Genomic DNA, 12,346 nt, shown 5'->3' on the forward strand with positions numbered 1-12,346 from the left:
GCCTATTGGCCAAGTGGTGAGAGATCCAGCGATAGCCCAAACTCTCCGCTGGGCAAGGTCTCGCCGGTTTCCCGGAAGCCGAGCGCGCGATAGAATTCGAGCGGGCTTGCGAGGCCGAGGACGACGCTCGTTTCCAGGCACCGGAACCCCGAGGCGCTAAGATCTCGGCAGAGCAGCATGAGGGCCGCCTTGCCGTAGCCTTTACCCTGGTGTCTGTGGTCGATCATGAACCGCCAGAGACTGGCGATCTCCGGCGCGGCGCGCGGCCGCCACATCACGAACCCGACCGGGTCTATTCCGGCGCAGATCGCCTTGAAGCGTGCACAGGGCTCGAAATAGGCCTGCGCGATCGAGACGGCGTTGGGTGCCACATAGCCCTTCTGGTCGTCGCGAGGTTCGAGAGCGCAGATCGCGCGGACAGTTCCCGCAGTGACGTCCGAAAGCGCGACCTCCGACATGGCCTTGGGTTAACCGATGGCGAACCGGCCGAGCGCATCGAGCGCGAAGCCGGCCGCCAGCAGGAGGCCCGCCGCCCAGTTCGAGCGGAACAGCCTGAGCGCGAGCGGCGGCTTCACGCCCTTGATCTGCGCGACCTGCCAGCCGAGATGCCCGGCGAAACCCGCGACCCCGAGCCAGGCGACGATGCCGCCGCCGGCCGTCCAGGTCGCGGCGGCGCTCAAAAGCACTGCGAGCCCGAAGCACGTCCCGATCGCCTCGCGGTTGAAATTGCCGAAATAGCGCGCGCTCGATTTGATGCCGGCGATGACATCATCCTCGATGTCCTGCAGCGCGTAGATCGTGTCGTAGCCGATCGTCCAGACCACGGCTGCCGCATAGATCAGATAGGCCGGGGCATCGAGCTGTCCGAACACCGCGCTCCAGCCGACGAGGCCGCCCCAGGAGAAGGCCAGGCCGAGCACGAATTGCGGCATCTGCGTGATGCGCTTCATGAAGGGATAGACCGCGACGATCGCCAGCGAGGCGATGCCGAGGATCACCGTGAAGCGGTTGAATTGCAGCAGGATCAAAAGCCCGATCAACGACAGGCCGACCATAAAGACGGCCGCCGCCTTGGCCGTGACCTGGCCCGAGGGCAGCGGACGACCTCGCGTGCGCGCGACCTGCGCGTCGAGCTTGCGGTCGACGATGTCGTTGAAGGTCGAGCCGGCGGCGCGCATCACGATCGCGCCAAGCAGGAACAGCAGGCAGTGCCAGATGTTCGGGAAGGGCTGTCCGCCCGCGATCGCAGCCAACCCGGCGGCCCACCAGCACGGCAGCAGCAGCAATTGCCAGCCGACCGGCCGTTCGATCCGGGCGAGCTTGAGATAGGGCCTCAAGCCCCGTGGTGCGCGGGTATCGACCCAGTGCCCGGTGAGCGCGTCGGGCAAGGGGGCGTCTGCACGTGCAGCGTCGTCAGGCGGCCCGTCCGGCATCGATCCGCGATTCGCAAGCGCCGGGTCGGGCATGGCGGTCACGCCAGTCGTCTAGAGCGCGCCCTGAGGAATGCGCACGCCACCGCCGGTGATGGAGTCGCCGCCGCTGAACGGGTTGTTGGCGCCACCGCCCTGAGCCTGCTGCTGCGCCCTGCGTTGCAGCTCTGCCTGCTGCTTGACCGCATTGCAGGCCTGCGTGCGGATTCCTGCGGCCTTCTGGTTGTCGGCCTTCATGCCCTCGATGAAGCTGGGCGGAATCTGGCACCAGTCCTGGTTGTCGGTAGCGAATTTGACGGTCGACGCGCCATTGCTGACGAGTCGGGTCATCGTGCTGCAGGCCTGCTGCGGCGTCAGCTTGCGCTTCGCTTTCTGGGCGGCATTCAGCGAGGCGACGAGCGACTGCCGCTCCTGCAGCAGCGCCTGCATCTTCTCGCAACCCGAGGCCTGGGCGCGCACGGGAGCGGCGTCGATGAAGGCGGCCGCGGCCAGGCCCATCGTCGCGATCACTCCGGAAGCCATCCTCAGCCGCATGTCTTTCCGCTCCTAAATCTGCTGCGCGGGCGCTTGCGCGCTTCCGCGATTTCCTTACCAGCAACGCTGTGTTAGCGCCAAGGACCCTTGCGAGTCCATCTGCTGCCGGCTCGGCAAGCTCTTGTTTCGCTTGTCGATAAGCGGTTGCGGATAAGCCGGGATTGTGGCGCTTTTCGCGCTGAGCGGCCCTTGCCGGCACAATATCAACACGCGCCATGGCCCGGTCGGCCCTGTCCGCAGGAGGCATTGCCGCCGATGTCCATCCCCGATTTCGCCCGCTACCGCCTCTGGCTGGAGCATGGCCTCGCTGACGGCGCGAGGCTGCCGCTTGCGCGTGAGCAGGCCAATTACCTGCTCACCGTGCTGCGCATGAAGCAGGACGACACCGTGCTGGTCTTCAATGGGCGCGACGGCGAATGGCTAGCTGCGATCACGGTCGAGGGCCGCAAGCAGGCGAGCCTGACACTGGTCCGGCAGACGCGCCCGCAGCCGCCTGCGCCCGATCTGCACTATCTCTTCGCACCGCTCAAGCATGCCCGGCTCGACTACATCGCCCAGAAGGCGGTCGAGATGGGGGCTGGTGTGATCCAGCCGGTCTTGACGCGCCGGACCCAGGTTTCGCGGCTGAATTTCGACCGGATGCGCGCCAATGCGATCGAGGCCGCCGAGCAATGCGGCATCCTGGCCTTGCCGGACATCCGGGCCGAGCAGACGCTCGATGCCGCGCTCGACGCGCTCGAACCGAACCGGATCCTGATCTTCTGCGACGAGGCGATGGCGCAGGAAAGCCCGGTTGCGGCGCTCTCGCGCGTCGCGCCTGGGCCGCTCGCCGTACTGATCGGCCCCGAGGGCGGCTTCGACGAGACCGAGCGCCACCGCATCCTGGCGCGGCCGGGGACGGTGCCGATCTCGCTCGGCCCCCGCATCCTGCGCGCCGACACGGCAGCGGTCGCGGCTTTGGCGCTCGTCCAGGCGGTGCTGGGCGACTGGCCGCGGGGATAGTCTGGCGGGACGGCCTGGAACGTCGGCCGCCCTCGAACGTTGCCCGCTCGTGCCGGGGGGCCGCACTCCCGACTCAATCGGAGCCAGTCTGTCGCGTCGGCACGGGGCCGGAGTGCCGGCGCGGTGTCGCCGCCATGCCTGACGCGACGAGGATGATGCCATGAACGAGGCCTGCCGCTTCGGAATCGAGGAAGAGTATTTTCTGTCGGAGGCCGGCAGCCGGGGCGTCGTCCGCAAGGTTTCGCCCGCTTTCATCAAGGCGGCCCAGGCCCTCTTTCCCGACGAGGTCCAGCGCGAAATGCTGCAGTCCCAGATCGAGGTCGCGACCCCGGTCTGCGACTCGATGGATCAGGCGCGCGCCTCGCTGACGGCGCTGCGCACCGGGCTTGCCGGGCTGGCTCTCGAACACGAGATGCTGCTGATGGCCTGCGGCACCCATCCCAGCGCCGCCTGGGCGCGGCAGCGGGCGACCGATGCCTCGCGCTACGACGCGCTGATGCGCGATCTGCAGATGCTCGGCAGTCGCAACCAGCTGTGCGGCCTGCATGTCCATGTCGAGGTCGCCGACGAGGACGAGCGCATCAGGTTGATGGCCCGGATCATGCCGTTCCTGCCGCTTCTGCTGGCGCTCTCGACCTCGTCGCCCTTCTGGCAGGGGCGGCGGACCGGGCTGATGGGCTACCGGCTCGCCGCCTATGGAGAGCTCCCGCGCACGGGGCTGCCCGAACTCTTCACCGATCCCGACGATTATCGCGCCTATATCGAGACCATGGTCGCGGCCGGCGCCATCCGGGATGCCAGCTATATCTGGTGGGCGATCCGCCCCTCCGAAAAGCATCCGACACTGGAGCTGCGGATCGCCGACAGCTGCACGCGCCTCGACGATACGCTTGCCGTGGCTGCGCTCTATCGCTGCCTCGTGCGGCATCTGCTGCGACAGCCCGGGCTGAATGCCGATCTGACGGCGGCGTCGCGCGGCGTCGCGACCGAGAATCTCTGGCGGGCCCAGCGCTACGGCATCCATGGCGGCCTGATCGACGCCGACAGCCGCAGCATGCGCAGCGTGCCGAGCCTGGTCGACGACCTCGTCTTGCAGCTCGCCGAGGATTCGGCAGCGCTCGGCTGCGAGGCCGACCTCGCCGCCTGCCGCAGGATCGCCTCCGACGGGACCAGCGCCGATGTGCAGCTTGCGGTCTATGAGGAGGCACGCACCCGCGATGGCGGGCAGCCAGGCGGTCTCGCCGCCGTCGTCGACTGGATTGCCTCCGAGACCCGGCTGGACGACACCGGTTGGGGCAGAGGCGAGATGAGCCGGCGCGGCGCCGCCTGAGTCAGGCCGCGAGGCGACCTGCACCGGCCGTGGGTCAATTGTTCGCCAACGCGCAGCGGAGGTCGTTGTCGAGCGTTGCGCGCTCGCCTATGTCTGGCGCTCCTGGAGCCTGATCCCCCGCGCCGCCCGGCGCGGGCGGAAGCCCGGCTGCCTTTAGTCTTCTGCCGGAGCGCCCATGGCTCGCGATGTGTCCGATTTGACCCCGATCGGTTCCAAGGACGAACTGATGTCCTGGGTGGCCGCAGGCGAGAAGCCACCCTCCGCCTTCCGGATCGGCACCGAGCACGAGAAATTCCCCTTCTATCGCGACGACCTCGCGCCGGTTCCCTATGAAGGTCGCCCGGCATCCGATGGACGGCCCGCGGCCGGCGGCATCCGCAGCCTGCTCGAGGGCATGCAGGCCAAGCTCGGCTGGGAGCCGATCATGGACGCCGGCCATATCATCGGCCTCGCGGGCCCCGACGGCGGCGGGGCGATCTCGCTGGAGCCGGGCGGACAGTTCGAGTTGTCGGGTGCGCCCGTCGAGACCCTGCACGAGACGGCGTCCGAACTCGCCGACCATCTCGCGGACGTGAAAGCGGTCGCGCAGCCGCATGGCATCGGTTTCGTGTCGCTCGGCCATTCGCCGCTCTGGACTCGGGCGCAAACCCCGGTGATGCCCAAGGGGCGCTACAAGATCATGGCCAACTACATGCCCAAGGTCGGCACGCGCGGCCTCGACATGATGTTCCGCACCTGCACGGTGCAGGTGAACCTGGATTTTGCGACCGAGGCCGACATGGTCAGGAAGCTTCGGGTCTCGCTCGCCTTGCAGCCGCTGGCCACCGCGCTTTTCGCAGCCTCGCCCTTCACCGAAGGCAAGCTCAACGGCTTCCAGTCGATGCGCTCCGAGATCTGGCGCGATACCGACAAGGCCCGTTCGGGCATGATCCCCTTCGCCTTCGACGAGGGGATGTCCTATGAGCGCTATGTCGATTGGGCGCTCGACGTTCCCCTGTATTTCGTCAAGCGCGGCGACACCTACCACGACGTTGCCGGCGCCTCCTTCCGCGACCTGCTCGCGGGAAAGCTCGCACAGCTGCCCGGCGAAAGGGCGACCATTTCGGACTGGGCGAACCATCTTTCGACGCTGTTTCCGGAAGTTCGGCTCAAGCGCTTCCTCGAGATGCGCGGCGCCGATGCCGGCTCGCCGGAGATGCTGAATGCCCTGCCGGCCTTCTGGGTCGGCCTGCTCTATGACCAGGCGGCGCTCGACGGCGCCTGGGATATGGTCAAGGGCTGGAGCGACGAGCAGCGCCAGGCCCTGCGCGACGCCGTGCCGAAGGAAGGGCTCTCCGCCACGATTGCCGGCCGCAGCCTGCGCGACATCGCGCGCGACGTGCTGGCCCTGTCGCGTGCCGGCCTCGTGCGCCGTGCCCGCCTCGATGGTTCGGGTGCCGACGAATCCGCTTTCCTCGATCCGCTCGACGCGATCGTCGCTGCCGACCAGACGGTCTCGCAGCATCTGGTCGAGCGCTATCGCAGTGCATGGGGTGGCGAGATCGAGCCGCTCTTCTCCGAACTCGTACTGTAGGTCACGTCGCACATAGGCCAAGACGGCGCCAGGATCGATGGCGCCGTCGCGCTATGTTGCCTGAATGTGACGCAGCGTCCCGTTGCTGTCGGAGGTGTTCGTCCAGCCCCGTGGCGCCCTTGTCGGCTGCGGTGAAAGGTCTTACCAGATTTGGGTCTGCTCAACGGACCAATACTTGATTGATTTGCCGGCATATCAGCGTCGGGCAAGGACTTCGGATTTTTACGACCATTGCTTGTGTGAGTTCTGAGCCATGCCAATCGCATTGTGGGCGCTGACCGAAGCCAAACGCGTTAGCCCGGCGACACGAGCCGGCATTGCAAGGCGCGCCTGTCTAGCGGCGGCGCTGGCGGTTTCGGTTCTGGCGGCAGGATGCGGTTCGCGACCCGAGGAGGGATTTCTCGCTCCCGTCGCGCAAGTCGATAGCGGAGCCACTCCCCATACGCTCCTGGTTGCGACGACGCGCAAGCGCGACGACCGGCCGGGCACCCTGTTCAACGGCGAGCGCAGCACTCCGCTCGATTTCGCCAAAATCACCGTCTCGGTGCCGCAGAACCATGCCGAGGGCGGGGTCGAATGGGCTTCGACGGCGCCCGGCAATCCAAAGACAGATTTCGTCGTGCGCGAGGCGGGTTATCTCGATGGTGAAAAGGCCTTCGTCAGTACGCTGAACGCGCAGCTCGCGACGCGGCCGAAGGGCAAGCGCGACGTCTTTCTCTTCATCCACGGCTACAACACGCTGTTCGCCGAGGGGCTCTATCGCTTCGCCCAGCTCGTGCATGATTCCAAGGCGCCGGGCGTTCCGGTCCTGTTCACCTGGGCATCGCGCGGCCAGTTGACGCAATATGTCTACGACACCAACAGCGCCACGGCGGCGCGCGACGACCTCGAACGCACCATCCGGCTGCTGCTTGCGAGCAATGCGGAGCAGGTGAACATTCTGGCGCATTCGATGGGCAACTGGGTGACGGTCGAGGCGCTGCGTCAGATCCGCCTCTCCGGCGGCCTGCCGCAGGCCTCCAAGTTCGGGCGCTTGATCCTCGCGGCGCCCGATATCGATCTCGATGTCTTCAAGTCGCAGATGCGCCGCTTCGGCAAGCCGGCGAAGCCCTTCTTCATCGTGCTCTCGAAGGATGACAAGGCGCTGGGCGTGTCGAATTTCCTGGCCGGAGGTCAGGGCAGGCTGGGCGCCGATTCCGACCCTGAGGAACTGGCTGCGCTCGGAGCGGTCGTCATCGACATGACCGAGGTCAAAGGGCTCGACTCCTCCAACCATGGCAAGTTCGCGCAGCTGGCGGCGGTGGCGCCACGCTTGACGGCCGTGCTGGAGAAAGGCGTGACGCCGAAGCGATCGGCGGCCAGCGCAGAGGAGATTGCCGACGGATCTCTGGAGGCGATCGTGAAGCTGCCGATCACCATCATCGGGGCGCCGTTCCGGCTGATCGCAGGCGCAGGGCGCTAGTCCAGGCTCGGGATATCTGAAAAATCGCGGGGTCCGACGCATTGCGCTGTCCCCGTTAACGATTTGGCCGAATTTTCGGGCTATGTCTTGGCCATGCGTCAGTTGGCCACTCTCCTTGTCACTTTTTCGCGCGACGAACGCGGCGCGACCGCCATCGAATATGGTTTTATCGCTGCGCTGATGTCGGCCGCGACGATCGCCATCATCCGGCAGATCGGTCTCAATGTGAGCGATCTGACGGGCGGCGTCATGGGCGGCCTCAAATAGCCGCCGACGCGTCCAAGCCCATTTCGTCTCAATCCCTTTTCGTCCTCTACTCCGCCGCCGTCTTGAAGCTCGCCAGATTGTCCAGGCTCTGGATGATGTGCTCGGCCAGTGCGTTCGACAGCACCGAGGGGTCGAAGCGTGTGCGCAGCAGCCCGATCTTGCAGGACGGGAGCGTCGCGTAGCCCTCCGACCGGCCAAGGATGCGCATCCCGGGCCTGACCGCGCTTTCCGGCAGCACGGAGACGGCCAGGCCGGCGATGACGGCGGCTCCGACAGCGGTCGAGTTCCAGCTCGCATAGAGCACGCGGAAGCGACGGCCCTTGCTTTCCAGCGCATCGACAGCTGCCTGCCGCCAGTTGCATGTCGGCCGGCCCAGCGCCAGCGGCAGCGGGTCCTCCTCATGCACGGCGTGGCGCGCCGACGTCACCCAGAGCAGCGGTTCGATGCGGATGATCTCGCCCTGGCCGCGGCTCTCGACATGGGTGATGATGGCAAGGTCGATGTCGCCGGTGGCGATCCGGTCCGCCAGCATCGGCGTCGGTTCGCAGACGACGGTCACCTCGGCCTTGGGATTCGAGCGGGCAAAGCGCGCCAGGATTTCCGGCAGGTAGCGGTCGGCATAGTCGTCGGGCACGCCCAGCCGGATGCGGCCCTTCAAATCGGCGTCCGTAAAGCTCGCGACGCATTCGAGGTTCAGGCGCACGATCCGGCGGGCGTAGTCCAGCAGCCTTTCGCCGTCCTCCGTCAGCTTGGCGTGGCGCCCGTCGCGTCCGAACAGCGGCCGGCCGACGCGCTCCTCCAGCCGCTTCATCTGCATCGAAACCGCCGACTGCGTCTTGAACACGATCTCGGCCGCGCGGGTGAAGGAACCGGTATCGGCGATCGCCACGAAGGTCTTGAGCTGGTCGGCGTCGAGCACATGAGCCATCGGGACCCCCGGCAATCGGTTCATCAATATCCGTGTTGTGAAACATCATAAGCATTCGTTTGGCTTATGCCTAGAGCAAAGATAACCCTTCGTCAGTGTCCGGTCCCTGCCAGCGGCGCGTCCAGGCAGGGTCGGGGGACGCCCGTCGCTTTCATCCACAGGAGGCCGTCATGCTGCTCATGACATTCGCAACGAAGTCGCTGTCGTCCGTTCCGGTCGTCGCCACGCGTGTTGCTGCCCGTGGCTTCGCGCCGATCGTAGCCCTCGTGAAAGCGCTGATTCACCGCCGAGAGGTTCTGCGCCTCGGCGAACTCGACGAACGCAGCCTGAAGGACATCGGCCTCGTCCGCTCCGATCTCGATGGCGCGCTCGCCGTATCCTGGCTTGCGGATCCCTCGGTCATCCTGGCGGAGCGCTCCAGCGCGCGGTCCTGCGCGGCGCAGACCCGGCGCGAGACCGCCCTTCAACAGGCCGTAGCGGCGCAGCAGACCATCAGGCCTGCCGTGGCCCATGCTGTCGTCGCTCACTCATCCAAGCCTCTCGCCGCCCAGGCGCAGGTCGTCGATCCGGTTGCGTGCCGCGCCTGACCCCTTGGGGCTGCACGTTCCTGAGGGCGGAAGTTTCGTGCTTCCGCCCCTTTTTTTGTCTGGTGCCGTATGGGCACCGCCTGGCAAATCCGCCCGAGATCGGCGCGAGCGAGGCGCAGTGGCGGGTAAGCGCGCCGCGACAGGGGGCAATTTTAGCCGATTATCCAGAAATTCATCGATCAGGCCCGGCGGGCTAACGCAAGATTCACCAATCGCAGCGATTCTTCGGGCCTTGAGCGGGCGCCTGCCTGCACCGGCTTCGTACGAGGATGTCGTCCATGCGGTTCTCCCTTCGCCTGCGGGATCTCTCGATCCGCACCAAGATCGCCATTCCGCTGTTGATCATGGGCGCGATCAGCGCAGCGACGGCGGTGTATAGCGGCATGGAGTATGGCCGCATCCAGAAGACCTACTCCGAACTCATCTATCAGCGCTCGGCCGCGATCCTCGATTCCGCCCAGGCGACCCGGGCGATGAGCGAACTCCTGCGCGATCTCTACAAGGCGATTGCCTATCCCGACTACATGAAGCAGCTCGACGCCGCCCTGAAGGCGGTCGATCAATCCTATCTGACGGCTCAAGGCCGACTGGTCGATGCGAAGATCAGCTTTCCGGCCCGTGCCAATGATTTTGACGAGTTCTCCCGGCGCTTCTCGGCGTTGAAGGGGCAGATCGACGACATCGTCAAGCAGGCGTCCAGAGACGAGGATCTCGCGGCGCTCTCGGTGATGTCCCAGCTCGACGCGTCGATCAGCGGGATCGCCGCCGACGCCGTGAAGCTCAACGACGCGATCAAGACCGACACCCAGACCAAGGCGGACGAACTCGACGCGGCTGGCCAGGCGCTGAGCCAGATGATGCTGGCGCTGACCGGCGTCGGCGTGCTGCTTGGCCTGCTCGGCGCGATGCTGCTGGCGACGCGCACGATCATTCGTCCGCTCGATCTGCTCAAGCGCCGGATGGGAGACCTTGCCGCTGGCGATTACACCGTCGCGATCGAGGGGCAGGCGCGCAAGGACGAGATCGGCGCCATGGCGAGCGCGGTCCAGATCTTCAAGGAGAACGGCCTGTCGGTTCGGCGCCTCGAAGCCGAGACCGCCGAAGGCCGCCAGGCCTCGGAGTCGCAGCGGCGCATCATCGAGGATGAGCGTCTCGCCCGCCTCCGCGAGCAGGAGCGGCAGGCCGGGGAGCAGCAGGTGGTCATGGCCGTGCTCGCCGAGGGGCTGGAATGCCTGTCCCTGGGCGATCTGAGCTACCGCATCGACGCCGCCGTGCCGGACGACTACGCCAAGCTCTGCAGCGACTTCAACCTTGCCGTCAGCCGCCTCGCCGATACGGTCCGCACCATCCAGACGACCTCGGGTGACGTCAGCGCCGCGGCCCACGAGATCAACATGGGCGCCGACGATCTCTCCAGGCGCACCGAGGACCAGGCCTCTTCGCTGGAAGAAACCGCCGCCACGACGGAACAGCTCGCAGCCTCGGTCAAGGCCGCGGCCCATGCCTCGCGTCAGGCCGTCGTGCTGGCGCAGGAAGCGATGGATATCGCGCATAAGGGCGGCGCCATCGTCACCGACGCAGTCGATGCGATGACGCGCATCGAGGCCGCCTCGAGGAAGATTTCGGACATCACCACAGTGATCGACGAGATCGCCTTCCAGACCAATCTGCTGGCGCTGAACGCCGCCGTCGAGGCGGCCCGTGCCGGCGATGCCGGCAAGGGTTTCGCGGTCGTTGCCTCCGAGGTTCGCACCCTGGCGCAGCGCTCCGGCGCCGCCGCCAAGGACATCACCGCACTGATCAGTGAATCCGGTGTGGAGGTTGCGCAGGGCGTCGGTCTCGTCCGGTCGGCCGGCGAGGTGCTGGAGCGGATCGTCGAATCGTCGCGCAAGGTCTCTACCACCGTCGCCGACATCTCCTCGGCCTCCGCCGAGCAGGCCAATGGCATCGACGAGATGAGCCAGACCGTCGCCCATATGGACGAGATGACCCAGCAGAATGCGGCGCTGGCCGAGCAGAGCGCTGCGAGTGCGACCTCGTTGACGACGCAAATCCAGCGTCTCAACGAACTCGTCTCCGGCTTCCGCACGGATGGCGACGGCAGCCGGCTTCACGACGTCGCCGCCGCGATGGCGCGCGGAAACGCGGGCCGCCTCGCGGCTTGATCTGGTTGCACACGGAAAACACGTCGTCAGCCTGGATGAGCCGCGAAGCGGCGCAGATCCAGGATCCGTCATAGAGGTCCGTCGCTGCCTGATGATGGATCCTGGGACGACCCTCGGTCGCCCAGGATGACGGCCCGTTCTACCGTGAGATCATTCGGCCTTAACGCTTCGGGCCACCGAACATCGTGTCGAAGATCGACTTCATCGCCTCCTGATGGCTGTCCTGAACCTGGCGGCCATGCTCGAACATCTGGTTCAGCGCATCGAGGCCGATCGAGCCCGGCCCGGTCTGCGAGGAGGTCGGCGCATCGTCGGGCTCGGGCTCGGGCTCCGGCGCCCGGCGGGAGGATGGCGCTGGACGCGGCTCCGGTTCGGCTTGCGCCGGCTGGGCGCCGCCGAGCATACCTGTCAGAATCTGGCCGAGCATGCCGCCCATCTGGTCCATGCCCATCTGGCCGCCTCCGAAGGGGCCACCGCCTTGCGTCTGCCCGCCGGCCGGCGCTTGGCCATTGCCGAACATGCCGCCGAGGATGGCTTCGAAAGGGTTGGCCGGCGGTGCCGGCGGCGGAGGGGCAGCGGGCTGCATGCCGGGCATCTGGCCACGCATCATCTCCGAGAACTGGCCGAGGATGCCGCCCATGCCATGGCTGTTGACCGATTTGAACAGCCCACCCATCACCATCGAGGCGATGATCGGCAGCATCTGCTTCAGCACCGCCTGGCCGACCCCGCTCGTCGCCGCGGCCTGAGCCGCGACCGCGTTGCTGACCTCCTTGGAGCCGAACAGCTGGCTGAGGACATCGTTGCCCGCGTTCTTCGCATTGTCGGGAATGCCGTCGCCATTGGCGTCGAAGATCCGGCCGAAGGGTTGCGCCGTCATCATCTGCGCCAGCGAGCCGAAGGAATAGGGGTCCTGCGTCTGGCGCTGTAGCCCCATCGAGAAGGCTGGCAGCAGCGCCTCGATCGCGGCCTGGGTTTGCTGCTGGCTGAGCCCGTATTGCCGCGAGAGGTTCTGCATCGCCTGGCCGTTCTGGGCCTGCTGCATCATCTCGAAAAGGTTCATCATGG

General features: G+C 66.6%; 12 protein-coding genes. 7 read left to right on the plus strand and 5 right to left on the minus strand.

Annotated features, from left to right (window positions below):
* Positions 1–2: 2 nt before the first annotated feature.
* The 3 genes from AE618_RS01820 to AE618_RS01830 form a co-directional block, all read right to left on the minus strand.
* Positions 3–371, minus strand: a complete 369-nt coding sequence (locus tag AE618_RS01820; protein ID WP_197280648.1) for a GNAT family N-acetyltransferase — start codon at positions 369–371, stop codon at positions 3–5.
* Between the two features lie 96 nt (positions 372–467).
* A complete protein-coding gene (ubiA, locus tag AE618_RS01825; RefSeq protein WP_054207401.1) occupies positions 468–1,433 on the minus strand; it encodes a 4-hydroxybenzoate octaprenyltransferase in 966 nt (321 codons plus the stop codon).
* 51 nt (positions 1,434–1,484) lie between these two features.
* Entirely contained in the window at positions 1,485–1,964 is a 480-nt protein-coding gene (locus AE618_RS01830) for a hypothetical protein (RefSeq protein WP_054207351.1), read from the minus strand.
* 255 nt (positions 1,965–2,219) lie between these two features.
* On the opposite strand from AE618_RS01830, the gene AE618_RS01835 reads away from it, so the two are divergent.
* The 5 genes from AE618_RS01835 to AE618_RS01855 all read left to right on the plus strand — a co-directional run bounded on the left by AE618_RS01835 (position 2,220) and on the right by AE618_RS01855 (position 7,598).
* Positions 2,220–2,966, plus strand: coding sequence for a 16S rRNA (uracil(1498)-N(3))-methyltransferase (locus AE618_RS01835; RefSeq protein WP_054207352.1), 747 nt, complete (start codon positions 2,220–2,222; stop codon positions 2,964–2,966).
* 160 nt (positions 2,967–3,126) lie between these two features.
* A complete protein-coding gene (locus AE618_RS01840) occupies positions 3,127–4,296 on the plus strand; it encodes a carboxylate-amine ligase (RefSeq protein WP_054207353.1) in 1,170 nt (389 codons plus the stop codon).
* Between the two features lie 175 nt (positions 4,297–4,471).
* A complete protein-coding gene (locus tag AE618_RS01845) occupies positions 4,472–5,869 on the plus strand; it encodes a glutamate--cysteine ligase (RefSeq protein WP_054207354.1) in 1,398 nt (465 codons plus the stop codon).
* 253 nt (positions 5,870–6,122) lie between these two features.
* Positions 6,123–7,331, plus strand: coding sequence for an alpha/beta hydrolase (locus AE618_RS01850; protein ID WP_082364918.1), 1,209 nt, complete (start codon positions 6,123–6,125; stop codon positions 7,329–7,331).
* Positions 7,332–7,394: 63 nt separating this feature from the next.
* Positions 7,395–7,598 (plus strand): Flp family type IVb pilin, encoded by a 204-nt coding sequence (locus AE618_RS01855; protein ID WP_054207355.1) that lies wholly within the window; start codon positions 7,395–7,397, stop codon positions 7,596–7,598.
* Between the two features lie 46 nt (positions 7,599–7,644).
* Here the strand turns inward: AE618_RS01855 and AE618_RS01860 are convergent, their stop codons facing one another.
* Positions 7,645–8,526, minus strand: a complete 882-nt coding sequence (locus AE618_RS01860; RefSeq protein ID WP_054207356.1) for a LysR substrate-binding domain-containing protein — start codon at positions 8,524–8,526, stop codon at positions 7,645–7,647.
* Between the two features lie 170 nt (positions 8,527–8,696).
* Between AE618_RS01860 and AE618_RS01865 the strand changes: the two genes are divergently transcribed.
* Complete coding sequence (locus AE618_RS01865) at positions 8,697–9,113, plus strand: DUF1127 domain-containing protein (protein ID WP_054207357.1); 417 nt, start codon at positions 8,697–8,699, stop codon at positions 9,111–9,113.
* 278 nt (positions 9,114–9,391) lie between these two features.
* On the plus strand, positions 9,392–11,278 hold the full coding sequence (locus AE618_RS01870; protein WP_054207358.1) for a methyl-accepting chemotaxis protein: 1,887 nt from the start codon (positions 9,392–9,394) through the stop codon (positions 11,276–11,278).
* Positions 11,279–11,438: 160 nt separating this feature from the next.
* Here AE618_RS01870 and AE618_RS01875 read toward each other — a convergent pair whose 3' ends face one another.
* Entirely contained in the window at positions 11,439–12,344 is a 906-nt protein-coding gene (locus AE618_RS01875) for a DUF937 domain-containing protein (RefSeq protein WP_054207359.1), read from the minus strand.
* Positions 12,345–12,346 lie beyond the last annotated feature (2 nt).

The organism is Allobosea vaviloviae, assembly GCF_001298265.1.
GTDB classification, from domain to species: Bacteria; Pseudomonadota; Alphaproteobacteria; order Rhizobiales; family Beijerinckiaceae; genus Allobosea; species Allobosea vaviloviae_B.

Bases quoted from the DNA above. Each gene is read 5' to 3' on its own strand.
- AE618_RS01860 (WP_054207356.1), bottom strand. From the start codon at position 8,526: ATGGCTCATGTGCTCGACGCCGACCAGCTCAAGACCTTCGTGGCGATC.
- AE618_RS01845 (WP_054207354.1), top strand. From the start codon at position 4,472: ATGGCTCGCGATGTGTCCGATTTGACCCCGATCGGTTCCAAGGACGAA.
- AE618_RS01875 (WP_054207359.1), bottom strand. From the start codon at position 12,344: ATGATGAACCTTTTCGAGATGATGCAGCAGGCCCAGAACGGCCAGGCG.
- AE618_RS01865 (WP_054207357.1), top strand. From the start codon at position 8,697: ATGCTGCTCATGACATTCGCAACGAAGTCGCTGTCGTCCGTTCCGGTC.
- AE618_RS01830 (WP_054207351.1), bottom strand. From the start codon at position 1,964: ATGCGGCTGAGGATGGCTTCCGGAGTGATCGCGACGATGGGCCTGGCC.
- AE618_RS01835 (WP_054207352.1), top strand. From the start codon at position 2,220: ATGTCCATCCCCGATTTCGCCCGCTACCGCCTCTGGCTGGAGCATGGC.
- AE618_RS01870 (WP_054207358.1), top strand. From the start codon at position 9,392: ATGCGGTTCTCCCTTCGCCTGCGGGATCTCTCGATCCGCACCAAGATC.
- AE618_RS01850 (WP_082364918.1), top strand. From the start codon at position 6,123: ATGCCAATCGCATTGTGGGCGCTGACCGAAGCCAAACGCGTTAGCCCG.
- ubiA (WP_054207401.1), bottom strand. From the start codon at position 1,433: ATGCCGGACGGGCCGCCTGACGACGCTGCACGTGCAGACGCCCCCTTG.
- AE618_RS01840 (WP_054207353.1), top strand. From the start codon at position 3,127: ATGAACGAGGCCTGCCGCTTCGGAATCGAGGAAGAGTATTTTCTGTCG.